The sequence below is a fragment of the Streptomyces corynorhini genome (assembly GCF_003346515.1).
Classification (GTDB): domain Bacteria; phylum Actinomycetota; class Actinomycetes; order Streptomycetales; family Streptomycetaceae; genus Streptomyces; species Streptomyces corynorhini.
This window is the reverse complement of the sequence record NZ_QQNA01000198.1, coordinates 1-18,598: the sequence shown is the minus strand read 5'-3', so window position 1 is coordinate 18,598 and position 18,598 is coordinate 1. Positions and strand designations below refer to the sequence as shown.

General features: G+C 71.9%; 14 protein-coding genes. 7 read left to right on the top strand and 7 right to left on the bottom strand.

The window, feature by feature from the left end:
* Window positions 1-178 precede the first annotated feature (178 nt).
* Window positions 179-1,120: a 3-methyl-2-oxobutanoate hydroxymethyltransferase gene (gene panB / locus DVH02_RS23525; protein ID WP_114625820.1), complete on the bottom strand. Its 942-nt coding sequence runs from the start codon at window positions 1,118-1,120 to the stop codon at window positions 179-181.
* Between the two features lie 159 nt (window positions 1,121-1,279).
* On the opposite strand from panB, the gene DVH02_RS23520 reads away from it, so the two are divergent.
* The 4 genes from DVH02_RS23520 to DVH02_RS23505 all read left to right on the top strand — a co-directional run bounded on the left by DVH02_RS23520 (window position 1,280) and on the right by DVH02_RS23505 (window position 6,621).
* Window positions 1,280-2,923 (top strand): MFS transporter, encoded by a 1,644-nt coding sequence (locus DVH02_RS23520; protein ID WP_114625819.1) that lies wholly within the window; start codon window positions 1,280-1,282, stop codon window positions 2,921-2,923.
* A gap of 157 nt (window positions 2,924-3,080) precedes the next feature.
* Entirely contained in the window at window positions 3,081-3,725 is a 645-nt protein-coding gene (locus DVH02_RS23515) for a TetR/AcrR family transcriptional regulator (RefSeq protein ID WP_114625818.1), read from the top strand.
* A gap of 494 nt (window positions 3,726-4,219) precedes the next feature.
* The gene (locus DVH02_RS23510) at window positions 4,220-5,257 is read left to right on the top strand and encodes an endonuclease/exonuclease/phosphatase family protein (protein ID WP_114625817.1); all 1,038 of its coding nucleotides are present in this window, start codon (window positions 4,220-4,222) and stop codon (window positions 5,255-5,257) included.
* Between the two features lie 122 nt (window positions 5,258-5,379).
* Window positions 5,380-6,621 carry an MFS transporter gene (locus tag DVH02_RS23505; RefSeq protein ID WP_114625816.1) on the top strand — a complete coding sequence of 414 codons (1,242 nt, stop codon included), beginning with the start codon at window positions 5,380-5,382 and terminating at the stop codon, window positions 6,619-6,621.
* 198 nt (window positions 6,622-6,819) lie between these two features.
* Here the strand turns inward: DVH02_RS23505 and DVH02_RS23500 are convergent, their stop codons facing one another.
* From DVH02_RS23500 to DVH02_RS23485, 4 genes are all read right to left on the bottom strand, one after another.
* Window positions 6,820-8,577: an NAD+ synthase gene (locus DVH02_RS23500; RefSeq protein WP_199566391.1), complete on the bottom strand. Its 1,758-nt coding sequence runs from the start codon at window positions 8,575-8,577 to the stop codon at window positions 6,820-6,822.
* A 97-nt stretch (window positions 8,578-8,674) separates the two neighbouring features.
* Window positions 8,675-9,409, bottom strand: coding sequence for a DUF305 domain-containing protein (locus DVH02_RS23495; RefSeq protein WP_114625822.1), 735 nt, complete (start codon window positions 9,407-9,409; stop codon window positions 8,675-8,677).
* A 59-nt stretch (window positions 9,410-9,468) separates the two neighbouring features.
* Window positions 9,469-10,116, bottom strand: a complete 648-nt coding sequence (locus DVH02_RS23490) for a DUF3105 domain-containing protein (protein WP_114625814.1) — start codon at window positions 10,114-10,116, stop codon at window positions 9,469-9,471.
* Window positions 10,117-10,223: 107 nt separating this feature from the next.
* Window positions 10,224-10,616: a hypothetical protein gene (locus tag DVH02_RS23485; RefSeq protein WP_114625813.1), complete on the bottom strand. Its 393-nt coding sequence runs from the start codon at window positions 10,614-10,616 to the stop codon at window positions 10,224-10,226.
* Window positions 10,617-10,741: 125 nt separating this feature from the next.
* Between DVH02_RS23485 and DVH02_RS23480 the strand changes: the two genes are divergently transcribed.
* Both DVH02_RS23480 and DVH02_RS23475 read left to right on the top strand, forming a co-directional pair.
* Window positions 10,742-11,392, top strand: a complete 651-nt coding sequence (locus DVH02_RS23480; protein WP_114625812.1) for a MarR family winged helix-turn-helix transcriptional regulator — start codon at window positions 10,742-10,744, stop codon at window positions 11,390-11,392.
* A gap of 263 nt (window positions 11,393-11,655) precedes the next feature.
* On the top strand, window positions 11,656-13,017 hold the full coding sequence (locus tag DVH02_RS23475; RefSeq protein WP_114625811.1) for a glutamine synthetase family protein: 1,362 nt from the start codon (window positions 11,656-11,658) through the stop codon (window positions 13,015-13,017).
* A 79-nt stretch (window positions 13,018-13,096) separates the two neighbouring features.
* On the opposite strand, the gene DVH02_RS23470 is transcribed toward DVH02_RS23475, so the two are convergent.
* Entirely contained in the window at window positions 13,097-14,089 is a 993-nt protein-coding gene (locus tag DVH02_RS23470) for an NAD(P)-dependent alcohol dehydrogenase (RefSeq protein WP_114625810.1), read from the bottom strand.
* A gap of 382 nt (window positions 14,090-14,471) precedes the next feature.
* Window positions 14,472-15,017, bottom strand: a complete 546-nt coding sequence (locus tag DVH02_RS23465) for a pyridoxamine 5'-phosphate oxidase family protein (protein ID WP_114625809.1) — start codon at window positions 15,015-15,017, stop codon at window positions 14,472-14,474.
* A gap of 614 nt (window positions 15,018-15,631) precedes the next feature.
* Here DVH02_RS23465 and DVH02_RS23460 point away from each other — a divergent pair.
* Window positions 15,632-18,586 carry a bifunctional [glutamine synthetase] adenylyltransferase/[glutamine synthetase]-adenylyl-L-tyrosine phosphorylase gene (locus DVH02_RS23460; protein ID WP_114625821.1) on the top strand — a complete coding sequence of 985 codons (2,955 nt, stop codon included), beginning with the start codon at window positions 15,632-15,634 and terminating at the stop codon, window positions 18,584-18,586.
* Window positions 18,587-18,598: the final 12 nt, after the last annotated feature.

Genomic DNA, 18,598 nt, shown 5'->3' with positions numbered 1-18,598 from the left:
AGCGCCTGGGCCGTGTCTGACAAATCCCGCCTGGCTCGAGACGCCTGGCACGCTCGCTGCGTTGTCGGAGTCGCCCGAGTACGTCCAGTACACGGGCGATCCTCCGCCTTGCGATCGCACGCACCAGACGCCGCGAGCCCCGCCCTACGGGCGGACGGCGCTATTTGTCAGACACGGCCTAGTGGAAGGTGTGCTCCTCCTGCGGGAACGTTCCTCCCACGACCTCGTCGGCGAACTCCCGTGCCGCGTCGCCCAGGGCCCGACGCAGGTTCACGTACTGCTTGCTGAAGCGCGGCACCCTGCCCTGCGTCAGACCGGCCATGTCGGTGTAGACGAGCACCTGCGCGTCGGTGTCGGGGCCCGCCCCGATGCCGACGGTCGGAATGTGCAGGACGCGCGTGACCTCCGCGGCCAGCTCGGCCGGTACGAGTTCGAGCACGACCGCGAAGGCGCCCGCGTCCTGCACCGCCTTGGCGTCGCGGAGCAGCTGCTGAGCGGCCTCCTCGCCCCGGCCCTGCACCCGGTAGCCCAGGGTGTTGACGGACTGCGGGGTGAGGCCGATGTGCGCCATCACCGGGATGCCGGACCGCACCAGCAGCTCGATCTGGTCGTGGGACCGCTCGCCGCCCTCCAGCTTGACGGCGCCGACCCCCGCGTCCTTCACCAGCCGCATCGCGCTGCGCAGCGCCTGGACCGGACCTTCCTGGTACGAGCCGAAGGGCAGGTCGCCGACGATCAGGGCGCGTGAGGTGCCCCGGACGACGGCGGCGGAGAGCATCGTCATCTCGTCGAGCGTGACGGGCACGGTGGTCTCGTAGCCCAGATGACAGTTGCCCATGGAGTCGCCGACGAGCATCACCGGGATGCCGGCCTCGTCGAAGACGGAGGCGGTCATCGCGTCGTAGGCGGTGAGCATGGGCCACTTCTCGCCCCGCTCCTTGGCGGCGGAGATGTCATGAACGGTGATGCGGCGCGTGCCCGTACCGCCGTACAGTGCTTTGGGGTTGCCGGTGGCGGCCGTGGGAGCGCCGGTGGTGGAGGAGGCGGCGGCGGAGAGCGCGCCGGCACCCGCCGGGCGTTCCACGTGAGGCTGTTGGGCACCCGAAGGCTGAACAGTCATGGCCGAAGGCCCTTTCGTCATCTCGAGGCACCCTGACGGTGTCCCCGGACCGCTTCCATGGTGGCATCCCGCGCCCCGCACGTAAAGATTTCCCCAGGCTTCCCCCTCCGCTTTCGATACGAGACGGTCTCGTATCGAAAAGGGCTTAGGGTGTGGGCCATGTCCAAGCCGTCCGGCGCGCCTGCCGCCGCACCCCGCGACCCCGTGTCCCGTCCCGCCGAGTCCCGTGTCCCCGAGGCGATCCACCGCCGCCGCTGGGCCATCCTCGGTGTGCTCATGTTCAGCCTGCTGATCGTGGTGCTGGACAACTCGATCCTGAACGTGGCGGTCAAGACGATCGCCGCCCCCGCCCCCACCGGCATCGGCGCCACCCAGAGCGAGCTGGAGTGGGCCATCAACTCCTACACGCTCGTCTTCGCCGGGCTCCTCTTCACCTCCGGGCTGCTCGGTGACCGGATAGGCCGCAAGAAGGTGCTGCTCTTCGGCATCACCGTCTTCGGGATCGGCTCCGGGCTGGCCGCGCTCTCCGGGTCGCCGGGCGAACTCATCGCCTACCGGGCCCTGATGGGCTTCGGCGCCGCCTTCGTGATGCCCGCCACCCTCGCCGTCCTGATGAACGTCTTCGAGCGCGACGAGCAGCCCAAGGCCATAGGCATCTGGGCGGGCAGCGTGGGCCTCGGCATCGCCATAGGCCCGATCACCGGCGGGATCCTGCTCGAACACTTCTGGTGGGGCTCGGTCTTCCTCATCAACGTGCCGGTCGCCGTCGTCGCGGTGATCGCGATGGCGCTGCTGGTGCCGGACTCCCGGGACCCCAGGCCGGGGCGGCTCGACCCGCTGGGCGTGGTGCTCTCCGTCGTCGGACTCGTCCTGCTGGTCTACGGCATCATCCGCGGCGGCGAGCTGGCCGACTTCACGGACGCCGAGGCGCTCGCCCCGCTGCTCGGCGGTGTCGTGGTGCTGGCCGCGTTCGTGTGGCACGAGAAGCGCAGCAGCCACCCCGCCCTGGACGTCTCCTATTTCAAGAAGCCGGCGTTCTCCGCCGCCGTGGCGGCCATCGCGCTGGTCTTCTTCGCGCTGATGGGCGTGACGTTCTTCTCCGCCTTCTACCTGCAGAGCGTGCGCGGCTACAGCGCGCTCCAGTCCGGACTGCTGATCCTCCCGCTCGCCGCCGGGCAGATGATCTTCGCGCCGCGCGCCAGGCTGGTGGTGGACCGCTTCGGCGCCCGCGCCGTCTGCACGGTCGGCCTGCTGCTGGTGGCCGCCGGGCTCGCCGCGTTCGGATTCTTCGACGCCACCACCCCGGTATGGGTGCTCTGCGTGGTCTTCTTCGTCCAGGGCACCGGAATGGCCCACATCATGCCGCCGGTGACCGTCGCCGTCATGCAGGCGCTGCCCCGCGAGAAGGCCGGTTCCGGCTCGGCGATCAACAACACGTTCCGCCAGGTGGGCGGCGCGCTGGGCGTCGCCGTACTGGGCTCGGTGCTGTCCGCGACGTACCGGGGGCGTATCGACGGGCACCTCGGCGCGGTTCCCGCGGGCGTCCGGGACGCGGCGGGCGAGTCGATCGAGGCCACCCTCGGGGTCGCGCGCGGGCTCGGCCCGGCGGGCGAGCCGCTGGTGAGCGCGGCGTACGACGCCTTCCTCGACGCCATGCACCTGACGGCCTACTGCTCGGCGGCCGTCGCGCTGATCGGCGCGATCGTCGTCGCCGTCTTCCTGCCGGGGCGGCCCCCGGCCCCCGCGCCCGCCGGGGACGCGTCCGGCGAGCTGCCGGAACCGGCGGGCGCGGCACGCGGCTGACCGGCGCGGTTCCGGGGGCCGCGCGGGCCGGAGCCGGTCGGCGCGCCCCCGAACCGGCTCCCGCGCGTCCGGCCGTGTACGAGAATCGGTGCCGCGGACATCGAGCGGTGACAGCGGCCACGGGGCGGCGCGCCAGGACCGCGGAGAGGCGGCACACGTGCGGGAGCGGGACCACGGGGACGAGAAGGAACACCGGCGCGGCAGGCCACGCAGTGAGGCGGTCGAGCGGGCGATCCTGGAAGCCGTCGTGGCCCTGCTGGAGGACGGCGTACCGCTGGGCGCCCTGTCCATCGAGCGCATCGCCCGCACGGCGGGCGTCGGCAAGGCGACCATCTACCGGCGCTGGCCGGGCGCGGAGGAACTCTTCGTCGACGTCCTGCGCGAGATCGAACCGCCCGAGCCGGAACTGCCCGGCCGCTCGGCGCTCGAAGACCTCCGGATCCTGCTGGAGTCGCTGCGCCGCCGCGGGCTGGCCCAGCGCAACTCGGCCTTCCTGCACAACGTGACCGTGGAGATGAAGAGCAGGCCCAAGCTCTGGCAGGAGTACCACAGGACGGTCATCGACCCCCGGCGCGCGACCACGCTCGCCGTGATCCGCCGGGGGATCACCGACGGCGAGTTCCGCGACGACCTGGGACCGGAGCTGATCAGCGACCTGCTGATAGGGCCCATGCTGATGCGCACCCTGCACCGGACAGGCGCCCCGCTCGAAGAGGACCTCCCCGACCAGATCATCAGAACGGTGCTCCAGGGACTCGCCCCACGCGCGGCGGCGGGCGCACAGGACACCCCCGCCACGTGAAAGATGCCGGATGTACCCGCCATCCGCGACACACGAGACGCTCCGGGCACAACGAGCGCACGGGACGCACCGGGCGCACCGAGCGCACGGGACGCACTGGGCACACCGGGCACACAAGACACACCGGGCGCACGGGACGCACCGGGCGCACGCGCGACGCGTGAGACACGTGAGACACGTCGGACACACCTGTCACTCGCCGCACACCCGGCACACCGGACCTGCCCGGCGCGCCCGGCACCCGGCACGCCCGAACCCCCGGCCGGTGAGGCTGGTCACACCCCGCCGCCCACCGCGCCGATCCCGCTGAGCCGCCCGCCCCGACCATGACCGTTCTGTCACAACTCCCGGCCATCCGTCCTTGATCGGAACTCCCGGGCCCGCTCCTTTCGTCTCCCCGCCAGTACGGCCGTCCCCGGACGGCGGAGAAAGCACCCGCACATCGCCTAGGGTCAGGGGCGGGCGTGCACAGCAAGGCAGTGAGGGCAGCGGACATGACGCAGGAGTACACGGTGCGGTCGGTCGCGACGGACGAGGAGGAGCACCGTCCGCCGTCGCGCGTCAGGGCCTGGCTGGGCCGCTGGCGACGCGAGCCCGGACTGTGGCGGCGCGGCATCATCCTGGCCCTGATCGCCGTGGGCAGCGCGCTGCTGATGATCCTTCACGCCCATATCCCGAACAAGATCGGGAACCTGGGCAGCCTCACCGAGACCTTCCTGCCCTGGCTCGGCCTGCTCATTCCGGTGATTCTCGTCCTGGCCCTCGTGCGGCGCTCCGCCACCGCGCTGATCGCGCTCCTGCTGCCCGCCGTCGTCTGGCTCAATCTCTTCGGCGGGCTGCTGACCGACAAGTCGGGCGGCGGCGGCGACTTCACGGTCGCCACCCACAACGTCAACGCCGACAACCCCGACCCGAAGTCCACCGCGAGCGATCTGGCGGACTCCGGCGCGGACGTCATCGCGCTGGAGGAGCTGAAGGCCGCCGCCGTACCGGTGTACGAGGCGGCGCTGGCCGGCACGTACAAGTACCACTCCGTCCAGGGCACCGTCGGGCTGTGGAGCAAGTACCCGCTCTCCGCGACCAAGCCCGTCGACATCCGGCTGGGCTGGGTCCGCGCCATGCGCTCCACGGTCGCCACCCCCGAGGGCCCGGTCGCCGTCTACGTGGCGCACCTGCCCTCCGTACGGGTCAAGCTGCACGCCGGCTTCACCGCCAGCCAGCGCGACAAGAGCGCGGACGCGCTGGGCGAGGCCATCGCCGACGAGAAGCTGAACCGGGTGATCCTGCTCGGCGACCTCAACGGCACCATGAACGACCGCTCCCTGAACGCCGTCACCTCCCAGATGCGCTCCACCCAGGGCGCGGCGGGCGACGGGTACGGCTTCAGCTGGCCCGCGGCGTTCCCGCTGGCCCGGATCGACCAGATCATGGTCAAGGGCGTCGAGCCGACCTCCTCGTGGACCCTGCCCAGGACCGGGAGCGACCATCTGCCGATAGCGGCCAAGGTGGACCTCGCGCGTTCCGAGAAGTGACGGGGCGCACGCAACCCGGCGTTCATCTGCCGGAACAAACGGCCTGAGAGACTTTGTTCCGTAGGGGTACTTATAACGGACCCCACCCTCACGGGAACGCTCTCCACGAAAGGCCACCCTCCATGCCCTTCGCCCTGCTCGCCCTGGCCGTCTCGGCCTTCGGCATCGGGACGACCGAGTTCGTCATGATGGGCCTGCTGCCCAACGTCGCGGACGATCTGGGAACCTCCGTACCCACCGCCGGCTATCTGGTGTCGGCCTATGCGATCGGCGTCGTCATCGGCGCCCCGCTGCTCACCGCCTTCGGCTCGCGCGTCCCGCGCAAACGGATGCTCCTGCTGCTGATGGCCCTCTTCGTCGTCGGCAACCTCGCCTCCGCGCTCGCCCCCGGCTTCGGCTGGCTGCTGGCGGGCCGGGTCCTGGCCGGGCTGCCGCACGGAGCGTTCTTCGGCGTCGGCGCCGTCGTCGCCGCCAGACTGGTCCGCGAGGGCCGACAGGCGCGGGCGGTGGCCACGATGTTCCTCGGCCTGACCGTCGCCAACATCATCGGCGTCCCGGCGGCCACCCTGCTCGGCCAGCACCTCGGCTGGCGCGCCACCTTCCTGGTCGTCACGGTGATCGGCCTGGTCGCGCTGGCGGCGCTGGCCCGGCTCGTGCCGTACGTCCCCGTCGACGCCCAGCAGAGCGTCCGGCGCGAGCTGCGCGCCCTGCGCGACCGGCAGGTGCTGCTCGGGCTCGCGACGGCCGTCTTCGGCTTCGGCGGGGTCTTCGCCGTCTACGCGTACCTCGCCTCGATGACGACCGAGGTGATGGGCTTCGGCGAGTCCTCCGTCACCCTCGTGCTCGCCCTCTTCGGCATCGGCATGACGCTCGGCGCGCTGGCGGCAGGACCGCTCACCGACCGGGCGCTGCGGCCCACGCTGTACGGCTCGCTCGCCACCCTCGCCGTGGTGCTGGTCGCCTTCCGCTTCACGGCGCACGTGCAGTGGGCGGCGCTGGTGACCGTGGTGATCCTGGGCGCGGTCGGCTTCATGACGACCACGCCGCTCCAGATGCTCGTCATGAGCAAGGCCAAGGACGCCCCGACGATCGCCTCCGCCTCCAACCACTCGGCCTTCAACCTCGCCAACGCGGGCGGCGCCTGGGCCGGCGGCGCGGCGATCGCGGCGGGCTGGGGCTGGATGTCCCCGACGCTGGTCGGCGCCGTGCTGGCGGTCGTCGGCCTGGCCATCGCCGTCACGGCGGGGGTCCTGGACCGGGGCGGCCGGGGTACGGGCAACGCCTCGCGGATGGTGGCGCGCGGTGAGGCGGCCGAGGTGCCGGGGGCGGTCCCGGAGACCGTCGCGGTCCGGCCGCCGCACTGACCGTACGGGGCGGGCGGACGCGTACGTGCCGGGCGGACGCGTACGGGCGGGAGCGCGTACGTGCCGTGCGGACGCGTACGGGCCGGGAAGGGGCCGCTCGGGTCCTTCCCGGCCCGTATACGTTCCCGGCCCGTCGTCCTGGCACTGCCGCCGATCCGCCGGTCCGCCGATCCGCCGATCCGCCGATCCGTCAGTCCGTCAGTCCGTCAGCTCGCGCCAGCGGTTGGTGATCGGCAGCCGCCGGTCCTTGCCGAACCCCTTCGCGGAGATCTTGGTGCCCGGCGGGTACTGGCGCCGCTTGTACTCCGCCGTGTCCACCATCCGCAGCGTCTTCGCGACCAGCTCGGCGTCGAAACCGGCCGCCACGATCGCGTCCATCCCCTGGTCGCGGTCGACGTACAGCTCCAGGATCCGGTCCAGCACGTCGTAGTCGGGCAGCGAGTCCGCGTCGACCTGGCCGGGGCGCAGCTCCGCGCTCGGCGGCTTGACCAGGGTGTTCTCCGGGATCGGCGGGGTCTGGCCGCGCTCCACGGCGGCCCGGTTGCGCCAGTGGGCCAGCCGGAACACATAGGTCTTGTAGAGGTCCTTGATCGGGCCGTACGCCCCGACGGAGTCCCCGTACAGCGTCGAATACCCCACCGCCAGCTCCGACTTGTTGCCCGGCGCCAGCACGATGTGCCCCTCCTGGTTGGAGAGCGCCATCAGCATCGTGCCGCGCAGCCGCGCCTGGAGGTTCTCCTCCGCGAGCCCGGTCAGCCCGAGCGACCCCATGTACGCGTCGAACATCGGCTCGATCGCGTGCGTACGGAAGTTGAGCCCGGTACGGCGTGCCAGCTCGGCCGCGTCGTCCTTGGAGTGGTCCGAGGAGTACTTGGACGGCATGGAGACGCCGTACACGTGCTGCGCGCCGAGGGCGTCGCAGGCGATGGCGGCGACGAGCGCGGAGTCGATGCCGCCGGACAGCCCGATCAGCACGGACCGGAAGCCGTTCTTCGCGGCGTACGCGCGCAGCCCCACGACCAGCGCCGAGTACACCTCCTCGTCGTCGTCCAGCCGGTCGGCGTAGCCGCCGGTCAGCTCGGCCTCGTACGCCGGGAGCGGGTCCTCGGACAGGACGACGCGGTCGATGCGCAGCCCGTCGTCCACGACGCCCGAGGGCGGCTGCGCCGCGGCGGCCGGCAGGTCGAGGTCCAGCACGACGGAGCCCTCCGCGAACTGCGGCGCCCGCGCGATCACCTCGCCGTCCTTGCCGACGACGATCGAGTCGCCGTCGAAGACCAGCTCGTCCTGGCCGCCGATCATCGCCAGGTACGCGGTGGTGCAGCCGGCCTCCTGGGCGCGCTTGCGCACCAGGTCGAGGCGGGTGTCGTCCTTCTCGCGCTCGTACGGCGAGGCGTTGACGGAGAGCAGCAGTCCTGCCCCGGCCGACCGGGCGGCGGGCACCCGGCCGCCGTCCTGCCAGAGGTCCTCGCAGATGGCCAGCGCCACATCGATGCCGCGCACCCGGATCACCGGCATGGTGTCGCCGGGCACGAAGTAGCGGAACTCGTCGAAGACGCCGTAGTTCGGCAGGTGGTGCTTGGCGAAGTTGAGCGCCACCTCCCCCCGGTGCAGGACGGCGGCGGCGTTGCGCGGGGCGCCCGCGGGCTGCCCGAACCGGGGCTGCGCGGTCTCGGAGCGGTCGAGGTAGCCGACGACCACGGGCAGCTCCCCGAAGCCCTCCTCGGCGAGCCGTACCGCGAGCGCGCGCACGGCGGCCCGCGACGCGTCGACGAAGGACGAGCGCAGCGCGAGGTCCTCGACGGGATAGCCGGTCAGCACCATCTCGGGGAACGCGACGAGATGCGCTCCCTGCTCGGCGGCGTGCCGGGTCCAGTGCACGATCGCCTCGGCGTTCGCGGCGAGGTCACCGACGGTCGAGTCGATCTGATTCAGGGCGAGGCGTAGTTGAGGCACGCGGCCCAGTGTAATCGTCTGTCTGACGCGATGTACGGGTGCGGAGGTGTGGGGCGCCCCACTGCGCGGCGCCCCACACCCGGCCCTTCGGCAGGGCTCAGGCGCGCGGCTTCGCGCCCCGCGCCTTCAGCAGGTCGGCCATGAGCCTCAGCTCCGACTCCTGCGCCGCGACCATGCCCTTGGCGAGCGCCTTCTCCGTACCGACCTCGCAGAGCCGCACACAGCCCTGGGCCATCTCGACGCCGCCCTTGTGGTGGTCGGTCATCAGCTGGAGGTAGAGGATCTCGGCCCGTTCGCCGCGCGCGTCGCGCAGCCGGTCCAGCTCGGTCCTCGTGGCCATACCGGCCATGAGGGAGCCGTCGTGGGGCTCGTAGGCGCCATGGTCCGTGCCGCCGTGGCCCGTGCCGTCGCCGTGGTCCATGTCCATGCCGTCGTCCGACCCCTTGTCCATGGCGTCGGCCCCGGACATCCAGGCCATCGGCTCCTTGCCGGCCTCCAGCTTGGGCAGCCCCCACAGGTCCAGCCAGCCCAGCATCATCCCGCGCTGGTTGGCCTGGGTGTTGGCGATGTCGTACGCCAGTCGGCGCACCTCCTCGTCGTCCGTGCTGTCGCGCACCAGGAAGGACATCTCCACGGCCTGCTGGTGGTGGACCGCCATGTCCCGCGCGAAGCCCGCGTCCGCGGACTCCGACGAGGGGGTGGCGGGCGCGGCGGAGCCGCCGTCGCGCCCCGCCGAGGCGACCGCGGCCGTACCGGCGAAGACCAGCGCGAGGACGACGGCGGTGAGGGCCGCCCACTGCGTGGGCGTGCCCCGGCGGCGCGGCGGGTCCACGTCGGGGGCGTGGTCCTGGCCGGGGGTGTGGTCCTGGCCGGGGGTGTGGTCCTGGCCGGTCACGGCTTGTCCAGCCCGCCCGTGCAGGCGGCGCCCGGCTCGGGAGTCTGCTCACCCTGGACGTACTTCGTGAAGAACTGGTCGACGCGCTTGTCCGTCGCGCTGTCCACGGTGACCTGCTTGCCCCACGCGCTGAGCATGATCGCGCCTGCCTGGTCCTTCACCGGGCTCATCAGCGAGTACGTGGTCTTCTTGACCTTCTCGCCGAGCGCCTTCACATCGCCGTCCGACGCCTTGTCGTTGTACGTGACCCAGACCGCGCCGTGCTCCAGCGAGTGCACCGCGTTCATGTTCGGGATCGGATCCGTGTAGACGTCGCCGTCGCAGTTCATCCAGACCTGGTTGTGGTCACCGCCCACCGGCGGGTTCATCGGGTACGTGACGTTGGTGGTGACGTGGTTGCGGCCGAGCTTCTCGGCGTCCCAGGACTTCTCGTCCTTGACGGGCGAGGCGGCGGCCGCCTTCGCCTGCTCCTTCTTCTCCGACTCCTTGTTCAGGAGGACGGCGCCGCCTGCGACGAGCGCCACCACCACGACGGCGCTGGCGCCGATGGTGAGGGCGCGGCTGCGCCGCTCGCGGGCCCGCTCGGCGCGCCGCATCTCCTCTATTCGGGCCTTGCGTTCGGCGGACTGGGACTTGGAAGCCATGGTGCGTCCTTCGGTGAGTGCGGTGATCGCGGTGGCCGCGGTGATCGCGGTGATCGCGGAAACGTCGGTCGGTGTGCTCGGGCCCCGGTCGCGGGGTACGGGCCCGGCTACGTCCGCAGCACTTGAAGGACGTGCAGATCCGGCGCGCGGGCCCGTACGCCGGAGCACGCCACCCGGTAGCCGGGGTGCTCCGGTTCGAGGTACGAGATCCGCGGTCCGCCGGGGAGGGGTGCCGCTGGTGGCGGTACGGTCAGAACGGCCTGGCCGAGGTGCGGGCGGAGCCCGCAGTCGCCCTTGCCGTACGGACAGACGTACGCGGTGTGGACCGGCTCCACCGCGGTCGCCGAGCGCTCCGCGTGATGCGGGCCCTGGGCTCCCGGGCCGGGGGCGGCGGGGCCGGGCGAGAGACAGACGAAGAGTGCGGCGAACAGCGTCGCCACGGCGCTCAGGAGTGCCGTGGGACGCGCGTTGCGTATGTGGCCGCGCCGCGATCCCCCCATGGGCGCAGATGGTAGTGCGTACGGCACCGGTCGCAGCAGGGAGGAGTGGCCGACCCGGCCATAACCGGTCGCGCGATCGCCTTCAATACGGAATGAAACGGTCACGGACGCGGTACGGAAGAGACATGCCCGAGCAAGAAGCAGATCCGCCGGCCGCCGGTCCGCGGAACGCCGAGCCGTCGGACGCGGACCCGCCGGACGCGGACCCGCCGGACGCGGACCCGTCGGACGCGGACCCGTCGGACGCGGACCCGCCGGACGCCGAGCCGCCGGATGTCGACGCCGTCACCCGCGCCGTGCTGACCGCGTCACGGCTGCTGGTCGCCGTCTCCGTACGCTGCCTGGCCGCCGTCGGCGAACCGGTCACCCTGCCCCAGCTGCGGCTGCTGACGGTCCTGGCCACGCACGGCGACGCCAAGCTGGTGGAGGTCGCCGAGCGGCTCGGGGTGAACCCGTCGACGGCCATGCGCATGCTCGACCGGCTGATCGCGGCCGGTCTCGCGACCCGGCAGAGCAACCCCGGCAACCGCCGCGAGACGATGCTGCGGCTCACCCCGACCGGCCGGGAACTGGTCGAACGGGTCGGCGCCGCCCGCCACCGGGAGATCGCCGCCCTCGTCGAACGGCTGGCCCCCGAGCGGCGCGCCGCCCTCGTCGACGCCCTCACCGCGTTCACCGAGGCGGGCGGGGAGCCGGTGGTTCCGGGGGACGAGGCGGAGCCGTACCCGCTGGGCTGGACGGACACGCACGCCCGGCGCCATGACGACGGAAAGTAGCCGTCCGGCGACCGAAGGTCGCCGTCGGGGTGGCGAGTGGTCGCCAGAATCGATCTTGAACAGCGCGGATCGCCGTCGGCTGTTCCACGGGCACCGCACGGACAGGCACTATGGGCAGGAGACCGACACGTCCAGGACGCGGGGCGTTGGACGGGGGTTCGCAACGCGACCGAAATCGTGTGGTGGGATGCTCATGTGCCTCAACGTGCCCCGCGGCATGGGAGCAGGTGGCCTGACCAGCAAGGATGGGTAGGACAGCTAATATGGATAAGCAGCAGGAATTTGTGCTCCGTACGCTGGAGGAGCGCGACGTCCGCTTCGTGCGCCTCTGGTTCACCGATGTTCTCGGCTTCCTGAAGTCGGTCGCCGTCGCCCCCGCCGAGCTGGAGCAGGCATTCGACGAGGGCATCGGCTTCGACGGCTCGGCCATCGAGGGCTTCGCCCGGGTGTACGAGTCCGACATGATCGCCAAGCCGGATCCGGGCACCTTCCAGATCCTGCCCTGGCGCGCGGAGGCTCCCGGCACCGCCCGCATGTTCTGCGACATCCTGATGCCCGACGGCTCGCCGTCCTTCGCGGACCCGCGCTATGTGCTCAAGCGGATGCTCGCCAAGACCTCGGACCTGGGCTTCACCTTCTACACCCACCCCGAGATCGAGTTCTTCCTGCTGAAGAACAAGCCCGTCGACGGCACCCGTCCCACCCCCGCCGACAGCTCCGGCTACTTCGACCACACCCCGCAGAACGTGGGGATGGACTTCCGGCGCCAGGCCATCACGATGCTCGAATCGATGGGCATCTCGGTGGAGTTCAGCCACCACGAGGGCGCCCCCGGTCAGCAGGAGATCGACCTGCGGTACGCGGACGCGCTGTCCACCGCCGACAACATCATGACGTTCCGGCTGATCATGAAGCAGGTCGCGCTGGAGCAGGGCGTACAGGCCACCTTCATGCCCAAGCCGTTCTCGGAGTACCCGGGCTCGGGTATGCACACCCACCTCTCCCTCTTCGAGGGCGACCGCAACGCGTTCTACGAGTCGGGCGCCGAGTACCAGCTCTCCAAGGTCGGCCGCTCCTTCATCGCCGGGCTGCTGCGGCACGCGGCGGAGATCTCGGCCGTCACCAACCAGTGGGTCAACTCCTACAAGCGCATCTGGGGCGGCTCCACCCGCACGGCGGGCTCGGGCGGCGAGGCCCCCTCGTACATCTGCTGGGGCCACAACAACCGCTCCGCGCTGATCCGGGTGCCGATGTACAAGCCCGGCAAGACCGGCTCCGCCCGGGTGGAGGTCCGCTCCATCGACTCGGGGGCCAACCCCTACCTGACGTACGCGGTGCTGCTGGCCGCCGGTCTCAAGGGCATCGAGGAGGGGTACGAACTCCCGGCGGGCGCCGACGACGACGTCTGGGCGCTCTCCGACGCCGAGCGCCGGGCGATGGGCATCGAGCCGCTCCCGCAGAACCTGGGCGAGGCGATCTCCCTGATGGAGCGCAGCGAGCTGGTGGCGGAGACGCTCGGCGAGCACGTCTTCGACTTCTTCCTGCGCAACAAGAAGCAGGAGTGGGAGGAGTACCGCTCCGAGGTCACGGCCTTCGAGCTGAAGAAGAACCTGCCGGTGCTGTAGCCGCGGGTCAGCGGGGTTTCCTCCGCGTGAACGGCACGTCGGGCCCGCACCGTCACGGTGCGGGCCCGACGCGCGCGTGTCACCCGATCTCGACGACGTGCTTTCCGCGTACCCCGCCCGCCTCCAGGGCCCGGTGCGCGGCGGCGATCTCGGCCAGCGGGCGGACCGTGTCCACCACGGGGCGTACGGCGCCGTCGCGCGCGTACCCGGCCAGCTCCGCGAGTTGGGCGTGCCGGGGGTTGCCGCTGAAGGCACGCACCCGGCCCGTGCCGTGCACGGCGGACCAGAGGATGTAGCCGACGCTGGAGAGGATGTGGTCGGCGTCGAAGGTGACGGACACCATGCGTCCGCCCGGAGACAACAGCTTCCGGAACGAGGCGAGTTCGGTGCCCACGGTGTCCATGACGACGTCGAAGGAGCCCAGTTCGGCGGCGCGTGCGGTCGTGTAGTCGATGACCTCGTCCGCTCCCAGCTCCCTGACGAAGTCGAGGTTCCTCGGGCCCGCCAGCGCCGTGACCCGCGCGCCGAACATCTTGCCGAGCTGAACGGCGACACTGCCCACGCCGCCGCTGCCGCCCCGGACGAGCAGCCGCTCTCCCGGCCGGATCCGTGCCTTGTCGCGCAGCGCGGTCAGCGAGGTCGTGCCACCGGCCAGGAGGGAGACGGCCTCGGCGGGGGTGAGGTTCTCGGGGGCCAGCGAGATCTGCCGGGGGCGGACGGCCACGTACTCGGCGGCGCTGCCCAGTCGGCGCCCCAGTCCGCCCCACACCACATCGCCCCGGCGCGGGCCGGGCGCCGCGCCGTCCTGGCCGGTGCTCCGGGCGCTCCCGGTGGCCTCGGCCACCTCGGCGACCTCACCGACGAAGTCGATGCCCATGCGCAGCGGGAAGCGGCGGCCGGTCACCAGTTTCACCCGTCCGGCCCGGCCGGACAGTTCGCCGCCGTTGACGCCGACCGCGCGGACCCGGACCAGTACCTCGCCCGGCGCGCGGACGGGCACCGGGACACTGCCCTCGTACAGCACCTCCGGGGGGCCGAACCGGTCGTAGAGCGCCGCGCGCATCTCGTTCATATCCCTGGGCCGTCCTTGGTCTCTCGGTAGCGCCATGTCCGCGCGAGAGGGTTCTCCGCCTCGCGTTTTCCCAGGCTAGGCGGGCAGAAGGACGATCCGGCGGGTGTGGGCCGAAGTGAGAGAGACCGCTGTCGGGACCTCTCGGAAGGAGGCGATCGTGGCCGTCCGCTGGCCGGCTCGCGGTGGACGCTCACCGTCGCCGTGCCCATGACCACGATCGCCCGCGGGCGGGTGAAACGGCCCAGCCGCGCACACCCTGCCCGAGCCCGACCCGCCGCACCGGCTGCACCCCCGTAACTGCCGGTGTCGTGGTCGGGAGTGTTCATCCTTGACCAGTTGGAGTTTCTTTCGCCAGTCAATTTGCGCGATACGGGGCCGTGTGTTAGTCCGTCCGGACGGGGCGGAAACGCCAGCGGGTCTGGCTGTACGGCGCCTTGCCGAACCCGAAAGCGGTGCGCGGGTAGACCGCGAAGACGGCCGCCGTGTTGCCCGCCAGGCCGACGAAAGCCCCGTCCCGTACGTCGACGTGCCAGTCCGGGCCGTACTTCGCCTCCCACGCGCCCGCCAGGGCCGTCAACCGGCCCCCGTCCGTCACCCGGACCGCCGTGCCCTCGACCACCAGGTCGTACCCCGCGCGCAGGGCGTTCGTGCCCGTGGTGAGGACGACCTCTGGATTGTGGGCGAGGTTCACCGCCTTGCGCTCACCGGCGCCGGTGCAGAAATACAGCGCGCCGTCCCACCACAGGGCCAGCAGGGGAGTGACATGGGGGCGTCCCTCGGGACGCACGGTGGTCAGCCAGAAGACCTCCGCCCGGTCGAGCAGTTCGACGGCCCGCGGCCAGGGCAGGGGCTCGGCCCGCGGATCGCCGTAGCGCGGGTCCAGTTCGGTGCGGGGGACAGGGCCGCCGCCGGGGTCCTTCGCTGGCATGGTGTGCCGTCCTCTCTCCTGGGACTGCCGGGCCGGGCGGATCCCGGGCCCTGTTCTCACAGACCGTTCATCCATAGACCGCGCGGAGCCCCGAGACTCATCGCTCCCCGCGTCACCACCCGGTGCCGGGCCCCGTACCAGGCCCTGTATCCGGCGGCCAGGGCCTAGATGCAATACCAGTGACATAGGGGCCAGTTCGGCGGCCTCACCTGCGGAAACACGGTCCGCCGACAGCCCCGGCAGCCGCAAAGTCACTGGTATTGGGCCTAGATGCAATACCAGTGACATAGGGGCCAGTTCGGCGGCCTCACCTGCGGAAACACGGTCCGCCGACAGCCCCGGCAGCCGCAAAGTCACTGGTATTGGGCCTAGATGAGTAAGTCCGAAGTCCCGTCTGCCCGGGAACGCCTGGCACGCACGCTCGCTGCGTTGCCGAAATGTCCTAGTAGCTCCGCTACGAGGACACTCCGGCGCCTTGCGATCGCACCCGCCAGACGCCCCCGGGCCCGCCCTGCGGGCGGACGACGCTACTTCGGACTTACTCATCTAGGCTCGTTCCAGAGCTTGATCGGACGGATCCACCGGATGGATCCGTGGAACAGGAGACGGCGAAGATGGCACTGCCGGGGCGCAGGAGCAGCACGTTCACCCGCCTGCTGCGGCACGGATTCACCGACCCGTCCGCCGCCGAACGGCTGCTCGACCTGCCCGAGATGGCGCTCGTACGGGCCGATCCGATGCTGCTCGACGCGCTGGGCGGGACCGCCGACCCCGATCTCGCGCTGCACGGCCTCGCCCGGCTGGCCGAGGCGCAGCCGCCCGAGGAGCGCCGGATACTGCTGGACACGGTGGTCACGGCCAAGCCCCTGCGGGACCGGCTGCTGGGGGTGCTGGGCGCCTCCGAGGCGCTCGGGGACCATCTCGCCCGGCACCCCGAGGACTGGCGCGTCCTGGTCACCTACGAGCTGTCGGACCTGCACCCCGGCGTGGCGGACTTCGAGCGCGGGCTCGCCGAGGCCACCGACCCGGTCGCGCTGCGCGTCGCCTACCGCCGCAACCTGCTCGCCATAGCGGCCAGGGACGTCTGCGGGACGATCGACGTCGCCGAGACCGCCGCCGAACTGGCCGACCTGGCGACCGCGACCCTGCGCGCCGCCCTCGCCATCGCCAAGGCCGCCGCGCCCGAGGACGCCGCCGCGTGCCGGCTCGCGGTCATCGCGATGGGCAAGTGCGGCGGCCACGAGCTGAACTACGTCTCCGACGTGGACGTCATCTTCGTCGGCGAGCCCGCAGAGCCGACGCCCGAGGGCGTCGACGAGGGCGCGGCCATCCGGGCGGCCACCCGCCTCGCCTCACATCTGATGCGGATCTGCTCCGAGTCGAACATCGAGGGCACGATCTGGCCGGTCGACGCCAACCTCCGCCCCGAGGGGCGCAACGGCCCGCTGGTCAGGACGTTGAGCAGCCATCTCGCCTACTACCAGCGCTGGGCCAAGACCTGGGAGTTCCAGGCGCTGCTCAAGGCCCGCGCGGTGGCCGGGGACCCGGTGCTCGGCGCCCAGTACATCGACGCGGTGTCACCGCTGGTGTGGCAGGCCGCCGAACGCGACCACTTCGTCCCCGACGTGCAGAGGATGCGCCGCCGCGTCATCGACAACATCCCGGTGGGACAGGTGGACCGGGAGCTGAAACTCGGCCCCGGCGGGCTGCGTGACGTCGAATTCGCCGTCCAGCTGCTCCAGTTGGTGCACGGCCGCAACGACGCCTCGCTGCGCGGCGGCTCCACCCTCGAAGCGCTGGCCGCGCTCGCGGCGGGCGGCTACGTGGGCCGTACGGACGCGGCGCAGCTCGACGACGCCTACCGCTTCCTGCGCGCCATGGAGCACCGCATCCAGCTCCACCGGCTCCGGCGCACCCATCTGGTGCCGGAGGACGAGGCGGACCTGCGCAGGCTCGGGCGCTCGCTCGGGCTGCGCGGCGACCCGGTCGCCGAGCTGAACCGGGCCTGGCGGCGGCACGCCTCGGTGGTGCGCCGACTGCACGAGAAGATCTTCTACCGGCCGCTGCTCGACGCGGTCGCCCAGCTCGCGCCCGGCGAGATCCGGCTCTCCACGAAGGCGGCGGGCCAGCGCCTCGAAGCGCTCGGCTACGCCGACCCGGTGGCGGCGCTGCGCCATCTGGAGGCGCTCTCCTCGGGGGTGACGCGCAAGGCGGCGATCCAGCGGACGCTGCTGCCGGTGCTGCTGGGCTGGTTCGCCGACTCGGCCGACCCGGACGCCGGACTGCTGGGCTTCCGCAAGGTCTCGGACGCGCTCGGCAAGACGCCCTGGTACCTGCGGCTGCTGCGGGACGAGGGCGCGGCGGCCGAGAACCTGGCCCGGGTGCTCTCGGCCGGGCGGTTCGCCCCCGACCTGCTGTTGCGGGCCCCCGAGGCGGTGGCCATGCTGGGCGACCCGAACGGGCTGACGCCACGCGGCCGGACCCATCTGGAGCAGGAGGTCCTCGCGGCGGTCGGCCGCGCGGAGACGGCCGAGGGCGCGGTCGCGGCGGCGCGCGGGGTGCGCAGGCGGGAGCTGTTCCGTACGACGGCGGCCGACATCATCGGCTCGTACGGTACGGAGGAGAGCCCCGCGGAGAAGAATCCCGGCGCGCTCGTCGACCGGGTCGGCAACGCGCTGACCGACCTCAACGCGGCGACCCTCGCGGGCGCGCTGCGCGCCGTCGTGCGCACCCAGTGGGGCGACACCCTGCCGACCAGGTTCGCGGTCATCGGCATGGGCCGCTTCGGCGGGCACGAGCTGAGCTACAGCTCCGACGCCGATGTCCTCTTCGTCCACGAGCCGCGCGAGGGCGTGTCCGAGCAGGAGGCGGCCCGCGCGGCGAACGCGGTGGTCACCGAGATGCGCCGACTGCTCCAAGTCCCTTCCTCGGAACCGCCGTTGCTGATCGACGCGGATCTGCGGCCGGAGGGCAAGAGCGGCCCGATGGTGCGCACGCTCGCCTCCTACGCGGCGTACTACCGCCGTTGGTCGCTGGGGTGGGAGAGCCAGGCGCTGCTGCGCGCCGAACCGATGGCGGGCGACCCGGAGCTGGGCCGCCGCTTCATCGAGCTGATCGATCCGCTGCGGTACCCGGCCGACGGCCTCGGCGACGACGCGGTACGCGAGATCCGCAGGCTGAAGGCGCGCATGGAGACGGAACGGCTGCCGCGCGGCGCCGACCCCACGCTCCACACCAAGCTGGGCCGGGGCGGGCTCTCCGACGTCGAGTGGACGGTCCAGCTCCTCCAGATGCGCCACGGCGCCGCCGAACCGGGCCTGCGCACCACCCGCACCCGTGAGGCCCTCGCCGCCGCGCACGCGGCCGGGCTGATCTCGGCGGAGGACGCCCGCGTCCTGGACGACGCGTGGGTGCTCGCGACGCGCGTGCGCAACGGCGCGATGCTGGTACGGGGCAGGCCGGGCGACACCTTCCCGTCGGACGGCCGCGAACTGGGCGCGATGGGCCGCTACCTCGGCTACGCGCCGTTCGCGGGCAGCGGGTCGCGGCCGGCGGCGAACGGCGCGTAGCCGAGGTAGCGG